Raw genomic sequence first — 15,136 nt, forward strand, 5'->3', positions numbered from 1 at the left:
GCGTAAAGGAAATAACGGAAGATGGCGAAAACAACAGGGGTGTTAATTCTGGTTTTCTTTTTATGGGGAACCCTGACCGCAATCAATAGTACTTTACCGCTTTATTTTTTAGATTATTTCCAGCTCACCTGGCAACAGGCCATCAGCATGAATACGCTGTTCTATCTGGCGCCGTTTCTGACCTGTTTGCCCTGCGGATGGCTGTTATCCCGATTCGGTTATCGGCGCATGTTGTATAGCGCGCTGCTGTTAACGGCGGCAGGGGCAGTGCTACTGGCGTGTGGCCTGATGATCTACCAGTTTCGCCTGAGCCAGGGCGCGGTATTTGTGATGGCGTCTGGCGTGGCGGCGCTACAGGTGGTGACTAACCCGTATCTGGCGGCGTTAAGCGGACCGGAACGCCAGGTTAGCCAGCTGTCGCTGGCCTCGGCGCTTAATTCATTGGGCACCACGCTTGCCCCCTTAGCCGTCGCTGTCCTGCTGGCGAATTTCCCCCTTAACAGCACGCTGCATCAGGAGCCGCTGCGCTGGCTGTGGATGGCGCTGGCGCTGTTTGCGGTGTTGATTATCGCGCTGGGCAAAGCCAGCCGTCTGCCGGATATCACGGTACGCGTGGCGACGCCGAGTTTTCGCACGCTGTTTCAGCGTAAACGGATGATTTTCCATATTCTGGCGCTGTTTATTTACGTCGGCGTTGAGGTATCGCTGGCGACCAGTACCGCCAACTGGTGGGTGCAAACCGGCGGCAAGCGTATCGATCAGGCAATGTCGCTGATGGCGATTTACTGGGGCGGGGCGCTGGTCGGGCGTTTTGTGTTTAGCGGTGTGGCGCATCGCATCAGCGTGCGGATGGCGACGCTGTGCATGACCTGGAGCGCCATGCTGCTGGTGCTGGCGGCGGTGATCCTGAATAACGCCCATGGCGGCTATTTATTGCTGCTAACCGGCTTAGCGAACGCCATCCTCTATCCGGTGATTTTTAGCCAGTTGTTGAGAGACGCGCAGGATCAGGCCGGTCTGGCGTCGGCGCTGGCGATCATGGCGGGAATAGGCGGCGCGGTGCTGCCGTGGTTGCAGGGCGTGTTAATCGACGGGGTGACGCTGCGGTATAGCTTTTTACTGCCGGTGGCGCTGTATGGGCTGTTAACGCTGTGGGCCGGTTTTTTGTGCCCGTCGCCGCGCGCTCAGCCGCTTTCCGAAGCAGAAAGCGGCTGAAAAGCACGATTAGCCGTTAAGCACCTGCGGGTTAACGCAGTTCTTTTCGACCTTGCCGTTGAGCGCGTCGATCAGGTTATCCACCGCGCAGGCCGCCATGTTGTAGCGGGTTTCATGGGTGGCGGAGCCGATATGCGGCAGTGCCACCACGTTCGGCAACTTCAGCAGTTCAGAATCTACCGGCAGAGGCTCCTGCTCGAATACGTCCAGACCGGCGGCGTGGATTTCACCGGCTTTCAGCGCCGCGATCAGGGCGTGTTCATCCACCACCGGTCCGCGACCCGCGTTAATAAACACGGCAGACGATTTCATGGCTTTGAACTGTTTCTCGCCGATCAGATGGTGCGTCTCGTCAGTCAGCGGCAGTACCAGGCAAACGAAATCAGATTCCGCCAGCAGGGTGTCGATATCGCAGTAACGGGCGTTAAAGCGCTCTTCCGCTTCGGCATGATGGCGGCGCGCGTTATACAGGATCGGCATTGAGAAGCCGAAATGCGCGCGCTGCGCCAGCGCCAGGCCAATACGGCCCATGCCGATAATGCCCATGGTTTTATGGTGCACATCAATGCCAAACCAGTCCGGTCCGATGCTCTTTTGCCATTCGCCTTTCTTCACGCGTTCCGCCACTTCCACCGCGCGGCGCGCGGTCGCTAACACCAGCGTCATCATGGTATCGGCGACGGTTTCGGTCAGCACGGTGGGGGTGTGCATCAGCGCCACTTTGCGGGCGGTTAACGCATCGACGTCAAAGTTGTCGTAACCCACTGAAATGGTCGAGGCGGCGCGCAGCTGCGGCATCTTTTCCAGCAGGGCGGCATCGACGTTCTGGCTGGAGCCCAGCAGGCCCACCGCGTTAGCGAACAGCTCAGCATGTTTCGCCTGGCTCTCTGCGTTAATGCTGTCGAGCTCGGTCACCTCAAAGTGGTTTTGCAGACGGGTTAGCAGGTCATCGGGTAAGGATTTATAGAGAATTACAGACGGCTTCATTCACTCTCTCCGTGGAACGTGTCGGATGTGATGGCAAAACGGGCGGCCTGTCGCCGCCCGTCGCCTTTAAGCATGGCGTGCGCCTGCCGGAAGTTTTTGATGATTAGCAGGCTTAACAATCAGAGTAAGCCACACTGAGGCGAAAAGTGCCACACCCATAAAAATGTAGGAGGCAGACGGGTTGCCGGTCGCGCCGTTGAGATAGCCCACAAACCACGAGCCCACGAACGACCCCAGCGCGCCCATACTGTTGATCAGCGCCATCGCGCCGCCCGCCACGTTTTTCGGCAGCATCTCCGGGATAATCGCAAAGAACGGGCCATACGGCGCGTACATCGCGGCGCCGGCAATCACCAGCAGGGTATAAGAGAGCCAGAAGTTATTCGCGCCCACCGCCCAGGAGCCGATAAAGGCGAATGCGCCGATCAGCAGCAGCGGCCACACGAACAGTTTGCGGTTCTGCATTTTGTCCGATGCCCAGGAGACCACAATCATCGCGATAGTGGCGGCCAGGTAAGGTACGGAAGAGAGCCAGCCCACTTCCACCATGCCCATGTTTTCACTGCCGTTGCGGATAATCGACGGCAGCCACAGTACAAAGCCGTACACGCCGATGCTCCAGGCGAAATACTGCATGCACAGCAGCACCACGTTGCGCGAGCGGAAGGCTTCGCCGTAGTTGCGCACCGGTTTAATGCCTTTCTGCTCTTCTTCCAGCTGCGCCTGCAAGGCGGCTTTTTCGCTCTCCGCCAGCCAGTTCACCTGGTTCGGTTTGTCTTTCACCAGCACCCACCAGCAGAAGGCCCAGATAATCGCCGGAACCCCTTCGATGATGAACATTTCACGCCAGCCGAAGGCCTGAATCAGGTAGCCGGAGACCACCGACATCCACAGCACCGTCACCGGGTTGCCGAGGATCAGGAAGGTATTGGCGCGCGAACGTTCCGATTTGGTGAACCAGTTACTGATGTAAATCAGCATTGCAGGCATCACCGCCGCTTCCACCACCCCGAGGATAAAACGGATGGCCGCCAGCATCGGGATATTGCTGACCATCCCGGTCAGTGACGCGCAGCCGCCCCACAGGATCAGGCAGATGAAAATCAGTTTGCGCACGCTGCGGCGCTCGGCGTACATCGCGCCGGGGATCTGGAAGAAAAAGTAGCCGAGGAAGAACAGCGCGCCCAGCAGCGACGATACGCCTTTGGTGATGCCGAGATCCTCGTTAATGCCAGCCGCAGACGCAAAGCTGAAGTTGGCTCGGTCAAGGTATGCCAGGCTGTAGGTGATAAATATGATGGGCATGATATACAGCCAGCGTTTTGGCGCATTCGTTGGGCTTTTCATAAGCATCTCTCTGTAGTCGTAGGGTAAAAGGCCGATAAAGGGTTTATGCACACAGCGCCGATTCGCGTTCGGCCAGTTCGGCGCGGCAAGGCAAGCCTTCGCTGTCCCCCTGCACCTGAATCGCCAGCGCGCCGATGGTGTTGCCCCGCCGTACCGCGTCGCGAATCGTGAGTCCATCCAGCAAGCCGCTGATCACGCCGACGGCGAAGCCATCGCCCGCGCCAACGGTGTCCACAACCTGCTCAACGCGGCAGGCGTCCACGCTCCCTTGCTCACCCTGAGCCGTTTTGAACCAGGCGCCATCCGCGCCGGTTTTGATCGCCACGCACTGTACGCCGTGGTCGAGATAAAAGTCGGCAATCGCTTCAGGCTGGCGATAACCGGTGAGAATTTCGCCCTCTTTTATGCCTGGCAGCACCCAGTTGGCCTGGAACGCCAGCTTATTCAGCTGCTCCACCATCTGCGCTTCGCTTTTCCACAGCACCGGACGCAGGTTCGGGTCGAAAGAGATGGTTTTGCCCTGATTACGGAACAGCGAGGCCGCATAGTTCAACAGCGCCAGCGACGTTTCGGACAAGGCGGCCGCCACGCCGCTCAGGTGCAAATGCCGCGCCGCGTTAAAGCCGATATAACCCGCGTCTTCCACCGACAAATGGCTGGCCGCCGAGCCCTTACGGAAATATTCCACGATGGGATCGGTTCCATTTTCGGCTTTAGATTTCAACTGGAATCCCGTTGGATAGCGGTCGTCAATCGTCACGGCGCGCGTATCAATGCCCTCGCGCTTCAGGCATTCGAGCACGTAGCGGCCATGAGAGTCGTTGCCGACGCGGCTGACCCAGCCGACGTTAAAACCGAGGCGGGCCAGGCCCGTCGCCACGTTGAGCTCCGCGCCCGCGACGCGCTTAATGAAGTGTTCGACGTTTTCCAGCGGACCGGTTTCGGTGGCGACGAACATCGCCATGGCTTCGCCGACGGTGATGATATCCAGAGAGTCAGACATCGCTTAAACCTCGCGTAACAAATTAACGTAATGACGGGTGACCGCCGTGAGATCGTCGCCTTCCAGCGGGAATTCGATCCCGCGCGGCGCGTCGCCCGGCAGCTGGCGCAGCAGCGCCAGCCAGCGCGGCTCGGCGTCATCCAGCGCTATCGCGTGGAAGCGGGCATGACGGGATTCAGCGGCTTTAACGTGGATATAGCTGACCAGCGGGGCCAGTTTGCTGGCCGCCACTTCCGGTGATTCCCCAACCCACAGCCAGTTGGCCATATCAAAGGTCAGCGTGACCGGCAGGTTCATTACCGATACGGCAGCCTGAAAACGCTGCACTGGCGCGAGCCTGCCGTAAACGGTTTGATCGTTTTCCACCACCAGCGCGACCGGCGAATCCGCCAGTAGCTCGCGCAGCGGTTCGGCTGCGTGGCTGGACTGGAAATTGCCCAGCGACAGTTTTAGCCAGGCTGCATTCAGGATCTGCGCTTCTTCCAGCAGGGCGGGGATATTGGGGTTGAGCGTGCCGTCATCGCTAAACAGCGCCTGCGGCGCGGAGTAGCAGGCTTTGAGATGGTGAGACGCGATAGCGGCGGCAAGCGTCGGGAGCGCATTCAGTTCCGGCCCGGACAGCAGTTCCCGGCGGATTTCCACGCCGTCGGCGCCTGCGCCAGCAATAATCGGCAGTAGCGCCTGTTGGCCGCCCAGGGCAGCCACGCGCGAATTCCCGTAGGCCGCCGTCACAACAATAATCGCGTTTTTCATGGTGATTCCTCAGCGACGTTTTTTTCATCGATAAGGAATACGCTAGTTGGAACCGGTTCCAAAGAAAAGGCGGGCATGACGAATTTATGATCGCCATCACGAAGCAATTTAACGGGACGTGGAGCCGCGAATGATAAGCTCGCCGGAGAAAACCTGCTCGCGAACGGTGTCGCTGACGCCTTCAATCCGGCGCACCACCTGCTCCAGCGCGGCGTAGCCGATCTGCCAGGTGGGCTGTTTCAGGGTGGTAATGCCGACCCCCGCCAGCTCGGCCCATTCCAGCTCGTCAAAACCGAGCAGGCCAATGTCGCTGCCCCAGTGCAGGCCAATGCGCTTCAGGGAGCGGGCTACCTGAAGCGTGAGCGCGCCGTTAGCGGAGATCACGGCTTTACGCATCCCGCGCCAGGTCTGGTGAAACTGACGCAGCGTGTTATCGAGCTTTTCCGCTTCATGCAGCGGGATTTCGGCGTTTTGCGCCACGATGCCGGGGTAGCGCCGGGCGGTATGTTCAAACGCCTGTAAGCGCTCGCGGCGGGTATTCACGGTGCCGAGCGGCTCGCTCAGGAACAGCAGCGCTTCAAAACCCTGTTCGATCAGATGTTCAGTGACGGTGGTGGCGGCCTGGGTATTGTCTAATCCCACCACGTCGCAGGCGAAATCCGGGATTTTACGGTCAATCAGCACCATCGGCAGCGAGGATTGTTGCAGACGGTTCAGGCCCTCTTCGCGCATCCCCACGGCGTTGACCACAATGCCTTCCACCTGATAGCTGCGCAGCAAATCCAGGTAATGCAGCTCCTGATCCACTTCGTTATTGGTGTTACAGACCAGCGGCGTAAAGCCTTTTTCGCGGCAGGCGGCTTCAATGCCGCTGAGGACATTCACCGAATAGGGATTAGTGATATCGGCGATGATCAGCCCAATAAGCCGGGTGCGGCCACGCTTAAGCCCGCGCGCCATCTGGCTGGGGTGGTAATCGAGGGTGGCGATGGCGTGTTCGATGCGCGCCAACAAATCGTCGGAAAGCAGGTGCTTTTCGCCGTTTAAGTAACGTGAGACGCTGGTTTTACCGGTTTTCGCCGCTTTGGCCACATCGCTGATGGTTGCGCGCGCCGTAGATCGTGTCATCGCTGCCCCTGTGCCGTTATGCTCCAGACAATCCCTGTTTGCCTCCTGTAACAGGAGGCAAGGGGGAGGCAACAGTATCACACTTTTTGCGCCGGGCCAGCCAGCGCAGCGGTTTACTGGATCGGGGTGAGGGTGATTTCGACGCGACGGTTTTGCGCTTTGCCTTCGGCGGTATCGTTGCTGGCAATCGGGTTCGCCGGGCCCATACCGCGAGTCTGGATGCGGTTTGCCGCCACGCCCTGGGTGATCAGCGCGCTGGCGACGGAATCCGCACGCTGCTGCGACAGACGCATATTCAGGTCGCTGCCGCCGGTGCTGTCGGTGTAGCCCAGCACGTTAACGGCGGTTTTCGGGTACTCTTTCAGCACCATCGCCACGCCGGTCAGGGTATTCGCGCCCGCCGGTTTCAGGTTGGCCTGATTACTGTCGAAGGTGACGTTATTCGGCATATTTAGCACGATGTTATCGCCATTTCGCGTCACGCTGACGCCGGTTCCCTGCATTTTGTCGCGCAGTTTGGCTTCCTGCACGTCCATGTAATAGCCGACGCCGCCGCCGAGGGCCGCACCGGCCGCTGCGCCAATCAGCGCGCCTTTGCCGCGATCTTTTTTCGAGGAAGAGAGCGCGCCGACGCCTGCGCCAACTAACGAGCCGATGCCCGCGCCGATGCCGGAGCTGCCGGCTTCACGCTCGCCGGTATAAGGATTAGTGGTACAGCCAGAAACTGCCAGTGCGCCGCTGATGACAGCTGCAAGAACCATTACGCGTTTTTTCATTCTCAAATCCCAATGATTTATTTCGTTGCCACAACCGGGCGTAGCGGTTGATTATGACCTGTGAATAGTTAGAAAATTTTGGGAAGTCGTCTGATTTTGTCAGCGAAAGTAACCATGGGGTCGTCAGAACCCCGATTTTGACCTGCAAACATCGCCAGGAGCTGCTTTGGCCACTACATCGCAAACCACATCCGTGTTAACCGCCGCCCACTGGGGGCCGATGCGGGTAGAAACCGACGGGCAAACCGTCCTCTCTTCCGGCAGCGCGCTTAACACCCCGCACCCTAACTCGCTGCAAACCGCCGTGCCGGATCAGGTGCACAGCAAAACCCGCGTGCGTTATCCGATGGCGCGCAAAGGCTTTCTGGCGAACCCGCAAAACCCGCAGGGCGTACGCGGCGATGACGAATACGTGCGCATCAGCTGGGACCAGGCGCTGGCGCTGATTGACGCCCGGCATCACCACATCCGCGAAACCTGGGGCCCGTCGGCGATTTTCGCCGGCTCCTACGGCTGGCGCTCTAACGGCGTGCTGCATAAAGCCGCCACCTTGTTGCAGCGTTATATGAGCCTCGCAGGAGGCTATACCGGCCATCTTGGGGATTACTCTACCGGTGCCGCCCAGGTGATCATGCCCTACGTGGTGGGCGGCAATGAGGTGTATCAGCAGCAGACCAGCTGGCCGCTGATCCTCGAACACAGCGACGTGGTGGTGCTGTGGAGCGCCAATCCGCTCAACACGCTGAAAATCGCCTGGAACGCCAGTGACGAGCAGGGCATCGGCTATTTTGAAGCCCTGAAAAACAGCGGCAAACGGCTGATTTGCATCGATCCGATGCGCTCGGAAACCGTCGCGTTCTTTGGCGACCGCATGGAGTGGATTGCGCCGCATATGGGCACCGATGTGGCGATGATGCTGGGCATTGCCCATACGCTGCTCGAAAACGGCTGGCACGACGCGCAATTTTTGAATAACTGTACTGAAGGTTTTGAGCGCTTCGCCGCCTACCTGACGGGCGAACAGGACGGCGTGGCAAAATCCGCCGACTGGGCCGCGCCCATTTGCGGCGTACCGGCACCGACGCTGCGCGAGCTGGCGCAGCTGTTCAGCCACAACCGCACCATGCTGATGTCGGGATGGGGGATGCAGCGCCAGCAGTACGGTGAACAAAAACACTGGATGCTGGTGACCCTGGCCGCCATGCTCGGGCAAATCGGCACGCCGGGCGGCGGGTTTGGCCTCTCATACCACTTCGCCAACGGCGGCAACCCGACGCGCCGCGCGGCGGTGCTCGGCTCGATGCAGGGCTCGGTGAAAAACGGCACCGACGCGGTGGAGAAAATCCCGGTCGCGCGTATTGTGGAAGCGCTGGAACGCCCCGGCGAACACTATCAGCATAACGGTGAAACGCGGCGCTTCCCGGATATCCGCATGATCTGGTGGGCGGGCGGCGGCAACTTTACCCACCATCAGGACACTAACCGCCTGATCAAAGCCTGGCAGAAGCCGGAGCTGGTGGTGATTTCCGAATGCTTCTGGACGGCGGCGGCGAAACACGCCGATATCGTGCTGCCCATTACCACCTCGTTTGAGCGCAACGATCTCACCATGACCGGGGATTACAGCAACCAGCATCTGGTGCCGATGAAGCAGGTGGTCGCTCCCCAATATGAGGCCCGGAATGATTTCGACGTGTTCGCCGAACTGAGCGAGCGCTGGGAGACGGGCGGCGGCGTGCGTTTCAGCGAAGGTAAAAGCGACCTGCAATGGTTGGCCGAATTTTATGCCATAGCGCAGCAGCGCGGCGCGGCCCAGCAGGTGACGCTGCCGCCGTTTGAGGAATTCTGGCAAGCCAACCAGCTGATCGAAATGCCGGAAAGCCCGCAGAATGCCGAGTTTATCCGCTTTGCGGCGTTCCGCGCCGATCCGCAGGCCAATCCGCTGAAAACCCCGAGCGGCAAAATCGAAATTTTCTCCCAACGCATTGCCGATTACGGTTATGCCGACTGCCCGGGGCATCCGAGCTGGCTGGCCCCGGACGAATGGCACGGCAACGCCGAGCCGGGCCAGCTGCAACTGCTTTCTGCGCATCCCGCACACCGGTTGCACAGCCAGCTTAACTACGCGCAACTGCGCGAACGGTATGCAGTGGCCGGACGCGAGCCGCTGACGCTGCACCCGGACGATGCGCGCTCACGCGGCATCGCAGATGGCGATGTGGTGCGGGTGTGGAACGGTCGCGGGCAGGTGCTGGCGGGCGCGGTAGTGCGTGACGGGATTAAGCCTGGCGTGGTCTGCCTGCATGAAGGCGCATGGCCGGATTTAGATAAACAGGCGGGCGGCCTGTGTAAGCACGGGGCGGTTAACGTGCTGACCAAAGATATTCCCACCTCCCAACTGGCTAACGGCTGCGCGGGGAACACAGCCCTGGCGTGGGTAGAGAAGTATCAGGGGCCTGCGCTTACCGTGACGGCGTTTGATCCGCCTGCCAGTGCATAATCCAGGTCGGGTGCTGGGTTTCTTCCTGCCAGGCGCTGTCTTCAATACGAAACCCCTGGCGGTGATAAAAATTCACCGCCAGGGTGTTTTTCTGATACACCTCAAGGCTTAACGCAGCGTAGTGCCGCTTTGCCTCATTCAACAGCGCAGTGCCGATACCGCGCCCTGCCGCATGTTGCGCGACAAACAGCGCGCCGACAAACGACGCATTCATCACGCTGATAAATCCCAGCAGTTGCGCATCTTCCAGGTAAACCCAGGTATGCGCATCGGGCAGGTAGCTGTCGCGCACGAGCGGCAGGCTTTGCTGCCAGTAAAGCGGATCGATAAACGGGTGCGCCGCGGTGGTGCTCGCCAGCCAGACGTCCAGCAGCGCGGGCAGATCGGAGGGCTGGCATTCACGGATCATGTTGGGTTCTCCGGATGGCAGATGCAGCCGGTGACGTGGTCATTGACCAGCCCACAGGCCTGCATAAACGAGTAGCAAATGGTGGAGCCGACAAACTTAAAGCCGCGTTTCTTCAGCGCTTTGGAGAGCGCATCTGAGGCCGGCGTAGTGGTGGGGATCTCGCTCATGGCGGCGGCCCGGGTCACCTGCGGGGTATTATCGACAAACGACCAGACGAATTCAGAAAACGGCTCGCCGTTGGCTTCCATCGCCAGAAAGGCCCTGGCGTTGTTAATGATGGCTTCGATTTTACCGCGATGGCGAATAATGCCCGTGTCCTGAAGCAGCGTTTCTACGTCTTCGGCCTGCATCTGCGCGACAGCGACGGGGTCGAACTGGTGAAAGCAGCGGCGGTAGTTTTCGCGCTTTTTCAGCACCGTAATCCACGAGAGCCCGGCCTGCTGTCCTTCCAGACAGATCATCTCAAACAGTTTCTGGCTGTCGGTTTCCGGACTACCCCACTCGTTATCGTGATACGCGAGATACAGCGGGTCCTGAGTTACCCATCCACAACGCTGCATAAAATATCCCTCTTTTTGAGTCACCCTACTTGACGTCTGAGTGAAAAAGACAATAGTTAATTCAGGGCTATACCCCTGGTAATTCAAGCCACAGCTGCGCAAATTATTCGGGGAATAAGCCTCTCACTCAGGCAAAAAAATAAAAAACGCCGGATTTTGGCTCTTTCTGGAGTCGCATAATGATGACAACTATAGGTAGTGGCTGCCGCACGTTAAGCAGTGTGGCGATTTTTGCGTGTTGCATTTGTTCACAAGGTGCTTTCGCCTGGCAGCAAGAATATAGCGTTGATGACCCTGAAAGTAATACGTTTGAGCGCTATACCTGGGACAGCGATCACCAACCCGACTACAACGACATTCTGGCGGAACGCCTTAACGCGCCGTTGGATATGGCCTATTCGTCGGGTTTTAACCTTATCACTTCATCACAAAACAGCGCTACCACGCAGCCGTCGACCCTTGGCGTCGGGCTGGCGATCCCGGTATACAAAAATGTGACCACCGGGCCTGTCGCGTCCTGGCACTGGGACGGCAGCACCGCGTCGATGTTTAATGACTATGGCGACAGCATGGGGCGTTCGGGCGGCGCAGACCAGCTCTGGCATGCCAGCGTCAGCACGCTGGGCTGGCGGGTTGATTCGACATTCGGCTACGTGCGTCCGTGGGCGCAGGTGAGCTACAACCAGCAATATGGCGAGAACGTCTGGAAATCCCAGTCGGGCATGCATGCGGTGACTGCGGCGAATCAATATGGCAACTGGATGGACGTCACGGTGGGGGCCGATATGCCGCTGAATAAAAACCTTGCGGCCTATGCGTCGTTTTCCCAGTCCGAAGGGATTATGGCCGGGGATATGACGTCATATAACCTCGGGGTGAATGCCCGTTTTTAATTAAAAACCGCTTTCCGGAAGCAAGGCGGGAATGGAATACAAGGCGTTTCATTCCCGTCTCGTGGCAGTTCATTCCGTTCTTACGGCACTTCATGGCGTTTCACCCCCTGATATGACGGGCTTTCGTTAGGCTTACAGGCAGATACCTTTCCCTTTCTGGATGAGATGACTGCCATGAACGCCCTGCAAAATCGTACCCGTTGGCTTACCCTCTTCGGCACTATCGTGACTCAGTTTGCGCTGGGTTCTGTCTATACCTGGAGTTTGTTTAATAGCGCGCTTTCCGAAAAGCTGGATGTGCCCATCAGTCAGGTGGCGTTCTCCTTCGGCCTGCTGAGCCTTGGCCTGGCGATCTCGTCCTCGGTCGCCGGAAAACTGCAGGAGCGTTTTGGCGTGCGCCGCGTGACTATCGCTTCCGGCCTGCTGCTCGGCCTGGGTTTCTTCCTCACCGCCCATTCCAGTAACCTGATGATGTTGTGGCTGAGCGCCGGGGTGCTGGTAGGGCTGGCGGATGGCGCAGGCTATCTGTTGACGCTCTCAAACTGTGTGAAGTGGTTCCCGGAGCGCAAAGGGTTAATCTCTGCGCTGTCTATCGGCGCTTACGGTCTTGGCAGCCTCGGTTTTAAATTTATCGACAGCCACCTGCTGGCCAGCGTCGGTCTGGAGCGCACCTTTATGATTTGGGGCGCGATTGCCCTGGTAATGGTGGTATTTGGCGCGATGCTGATGACCGATGCGCCGAACCAGCCGGTACAGTCGGTGAATGGCGTGACCAGCAATGATTTCACTCTCGCGGAATCGATGCGTAAACCGCAATACTGGATGCTGGCGACCATGTTCCTCACTGCCTGCATGAGCGGTCTGTACGTGATTGGCGTGGCGAAAGATATCGCCCAAAACCTGGTGAATCTGGATGTGGCTTCAGCCGCGAATGCCGTGACGGTGATTTCCATCGCGAACCTTAGCGGCCGCCTGGTGCTGGGGATCCTGTCCGATAAAATGTCGCGTATCCGCGTTATCACGATAGGCCAGGTGATCTCCCTGGTGGGCATGGCCGCGCTGCTGTTCGCGCCGCTGAATGAAATGACTTTCTTCGCCGCTATCGCCTGTGTGGCCTTTAACTTCGGCGGCACCATCACCGTGTATCCGTCGCTGGTCAGCGAGTTCTTCGGCCTGAACAACCTCGCGAAAAACTACGGCGTGATTTACCTCGGCTTCGGTATCGGCAGTATTTGCGGTTCCGCCATCGCCTCGCTGTTCGGCGGCTTCTACGTCACTTTCTGCGTCATCTTCGCGCTGCTGATTGTCTCGCTGGCGCTTTCCACGACGATCCGCCAGCCGCAACGGCAGGTGCTCAAACACGCACACGCCTGATTTATTAGCCTTTTAAAGCCGTGCGTAAAGCTAAGCGCGGCTTTTTTACCTCCTCGCATACCCCCACAAGTAGACGATCTTTAAGAAAAGAACAGCTCACAGATGAGAATTAAGTAGCATAAATTTGTAAATTCAGTGCCGGAATGCTAACTACTCACAACTTTTACTTAGCGTTATGGTCTACTAGCCGCGCTCTCACCAGGAATCTTCCCGTTTTGCTGGTGCATTGTTGGCTATTAGAACTCGACGCCCGGTAACGGGTCAGAGAATTTTGTACCTGTTCCAGGGGCTTTGCATGAAATACCTGAATTCGATGTCGCATCAGAAGCTGAGTTTTCTGATCGCGGTCTACATCGGCCTGTTTTTAAACTGCGCGGTTTTTATCCGTCGCTTTGACGGATACGCCCAAAACTTTACCGCCATAAAAGGAATTTCAGCCGTCGTGGAGCTGGTCGGCACGGTATTAGTGACCTTTTTCCTGTTGCGCATTCTTTCCCTGTTGGGGCGGCGCGCCTGGAAAGTTCTGACCACATTGATTGTTTTATTCTCGTCCGGCGCCAGTTACTACATGACCTTCCTGAATGTGGTGATTGGCTACGGCATTATCGCTTCGGTGATGACCACGGATATTGATTTATCCAAAGAGGTGGTCGGCTGGGGCTTCTTCGTCTGGATGGTGCTGGTGAGTGCGGTCCCGCTGTGGCTGATTTGGTTTAACCGTTGCGATGACACGCTGTGGAAGCAGCTTACTACGCGCGGCGTTCGGCTGCGCAGTGCAGGCGTGGTCATTATGGCGGGCCTGCTGGTTTGGGCGCCGATTCGCCTGCTGGATATGCAGCAAAAACGCGTTGAGCGCAGCTCCGGCGTGGATATGCCGAGCTACGGTGGTGTGGTCGCGAACTCTTATCTGCCGTCTAACTGGTTATCGGCGCTGGGACTGTATGCCTGGGCGCAGGTCGATGAGTCCAATGATAATAAATCGCTGATCAACCCGGCGAAGAAATACAGCTATCAGGCCCCTGCGGATATTGATGATACCTACATGGTGTTTATCATCGGTGAAACTACCCGCTGGGATCATATGGGTATGCTGGGTTATGAACGCGATACCACGCCGAAGCTCGCGAAAGAGAAGAACCTGGTCGCTTTCCGGGGGTATTCCTGCGACACCGCGACCAAACTCTCTTTGCGCTGCATGTTTGTGCGCGAGGGCGGCGCGGAAGATAATCCGCAGCGTACCCTGAAAGAGCAAAACGTCTTTGCGGTACTGAAGCAGTTGGGTTTTAGCGCCGACGTACTGGCGATGCAAAGCGAGCTGTGGTTTTACAGCAACACCATGGCAGATAACATCGCTTACCGCGAGCAAATTGGCGCGGAGCCGCGCAATCGCGGTAAACAGGTGGACGACATGCTGCTGGTTAACGAAATGCAGAACTCTCTTGCCGGGCACCCGAACGGGAAGCACATGATTATCCTGCATACCAAAGGGTCGCATTATAACTATGTCCAGCGCTACACCCGCGATTACGCGAAGTTTCAGCCGGAATGCATGGGCATCGATAAAGATTGCAGCAAGCAGCAATTAGTGAACGCATTCGACAACACCGTGCTCTACGTCGACAGCTTTATCGATAAAGTGATCGACCAACTGCGTGATAAAAAAGCGATTGTGTTCTACGCAGCGGACCATGGCGAATCCATCAACGAGAAAGAACATCTGCACGGCACGCCGCGCAACATCGCGCCGCCGGAGCAGTTCCGCGTACCGATGATGGTATGGATGTCGGACAAATATCTGGAGAGCCCGGCGCATCAGCGTTCGTTCCAGCACCTTAAGCAGCAGGCCGAGATGAAAGTGCCGCGCCGCCACGTGGAGCTGTACGACACCATCATGGGTTGCCTGGGCTACACCTCGCCGAACGGCGGCATTAATGAGAACAACAACTGGTGTCACGTCCCGGAAGGGAAGTAAGGTTGCTGGCTTTTCAGCCGATTGGATGGCTTTTTTTGATTAAGGGATTGACGGTTGGGGTGCGCGGCAGTAAGATGCGCCCCGCAATTCGGTGATTGGCGCAGCCTGGTAGCGCACTTCGTTCGGGACGAAGGGGTCGGAGGTTCGAATCCTCTATCACCGACCAAATTTAGAAAAACCCAACCGCAAGGTTGGGTTTTTTGCTTTCCGGGGCCGATG

Annotated in this window: 13 protein-coding genes and 1 tRNA gene; 6 read left to right on the forward strand and 8 right to left on the reverse strand. The window is 57.9% G+C overall.

Annotated elements, in window-relative coordinates; genetic code table 11:
- Positions 1-21: 21 nt before the first annotated feature.
- A complete protein-coding gene (locus tag GV764_RS00575) occupies positions 22-1,215 on the forward strand; it encodes an MFS transporter (protein WP_161658617.1) in 1,194 nt (397 codons plus the stop codon).
- A gap of 9 nt (positions 1,216-1,224) precedes the next feature.
- Here GV764_RS00575 and ghrB read toward each other — a convergent pair whose 3' ends face one another.
- The 6 genes from ghrB to GV764_RS00605 form a co-directional block, all read right to left on the reverse strand.
- Positions 1,225-2,202 (reverse strand): glyoxylate/hydroxypyruvate reductase GhrB, encoded by a 978-nt coding sequence (gene ghrB, locus GV764_RS00580; RefSeq protein ID WP_161658618.1) that lies wholly within the window; start codon positions 2,200-2,202, stop codon positions 1,225-1,227.
- Positions 2,203-2,268: 66 nt separating this feature from the next.
- Complete coding sequence (locus tag GV764_RS00585) at positions 2,269-3,549, reverse strand: MFS transporter (protein ID WP_161658619.1); 1,281 nt, start codon at positions 3,547-3,549, stop codon at positions 2,269-2,271.
- Between the two features lie 43 nt (positions 3,550-3,592).
- Entirely contained in the window at positions 3,593-4,552 is a 960-nt protein-coding gene (locus GV764_RS00590) for a sugar kinase (RefSeq protein WP_161658620.1), read from the reverse strand.
- Positions 4,553-4,555: 3 nt separating this feature from the next.
- Positions 4,556-5,305, reverse strand: coding sequence for a sugar phosphate isomerase/epimerase family protein (locus GV764_RS00595; RefSeq protein ID WP_161658621.1), 750 nt, complete (start codon positions 5,303-5,305; stop codon positions 4,556-4,558).
- 108 nt (positions 5,306-5,413) lie between these two features.
- Entirely contained in the window at positions 5,414-6,433 is a 1,020-nt protein-coding gene (locus tag GV764_RS00600) for a LacI family DNA-binding transcriptional regulator (RefSeq protein WP_161658622.1), read from the reverse strand.
- A 113-nt stretch (positions 6,434-6,546) separates the two neighbouring features.
- Entirely contained in the window at positions 6,547-7,209 is a 663-nt protein-coding gene (locus GV764_RS00605; RefSeq protein WP_125292748.1) for an OmpA family lipoprotein, read from the reverse strand.
- A 166-nt stretch (positions 7,210-7,375) separates the two neighbouring features.
- Between GV764_RS00605 and GV764_RS00610 the strand changes: the two genes are divergently transcribed.
- Positions 7,376-9,709 carry a molybdopterin guanine dinucleotide-containing S/N-oxide reductase gene (locus tag GV764_RS00610; protein WP_161658623.1) on the forward strand — a complete coding sequence of 778 codons (2,334 nt, stop codon included), beginning with the start codon at positions 7,376-7,378 and terminating at the stop codon, positions 9,707-9,709.
- Here GV764_RS00610 and GV764_RS00615 read toward each other — a convergent pair.
- Both GV764_RS00615 and tag read right to left on the reverse strand, forming a co-directional pair.
- Positions 9,672-10,118, reverse strand: coding sequence for an N-acetyltransferase (locus tag GV764_RS00615; protein ID WP_161658624.1), 447 nt, complete (start codon positions 10,116-10,118; stop codon positions 9,672-9,674). The genes GV764_RS00610 and GV764_RS00615 overlap by 38 nt on opposite strands.
- Positions 10,115-10,678, reverse strand: a complete 564-nt coding sequence (gene tag / locus GV764_RS00620; protein WP_161658625.1) for a DNA-3-methyladenine glycosylase I — start codon at positions 10,676-10,678, stop codon at positions 10,115-10,117. The genes GV764_RS00615 and tag overlap by 4 nt, the downstream gene beginning before the upstream one ends.
- A 182-nt stretch (positions 10,679-10,860) precedes the next feature.
- On the opposite strand from tag, the gene GV764_RS00625 reads away from it, so the two are divergent.
- The 4 genes from GV764_RS00625 (at position 10,861) to GV764_RS00640 (ending at position 15,083) form a co-directional block, all read left to right on the forward strand.
- Positions 10,861-11,571: an autotransporter domain-containing protein gene (locus GV764_RS00625; protein WP_161658717.1), complete on the forward strand. Its 711-nt coding sequence runs from the start codon at positions 10,861-10,863 to the stop codon at positions 11,569-11,571.
- Positions 11,572-11,745: 174 nt separating this feature from the next.
- The gene (locus GV764_RS00630) at positions 11,746-12,945 is read left to right on the forward strand and encodes an L-lactate MFS transporter (protein WP_161658718.1); all 1,200 of its coding nucleotides are present in this window, start codon (positions 11,746-11,748) and stop codon (positions 12,943-12,945) included.
- Positions 12,946-13,240: 295 nt separating this feature from the next.
- Complete coding sequence (gene eptB / locus GV764_RS00635) at positions 13,241-14,917, forward strand: kdo(2)-lipid A phosphoethanolamine 7''-transferase (RefSeq protein WP_161658626.1); 1,677 nt, start codon at positions 13,241-13,243, stop codon at positions 14,915-14,917.
- An 89-nt stretch (positions 14,918-15,006) separates the two neighbouring features.
- Positions 15,007-15,083 (forward strand) — tRNA-Pro (locus tag GV764_RS00640).
- Positions 15,084-15,136 lie beyond the last annotated feature (53 nt).

Origin of the sequence: Atlantibacter hermannii (genome assembly GCF_009907385.1) — a bacterium.
GTDB lineage: Bacteria > Pseudomonadota > Gammaproteobacteria > Enterobacterales > Enterobacteriaceae > Atlantibacter > Atlantibacter hermannii_A.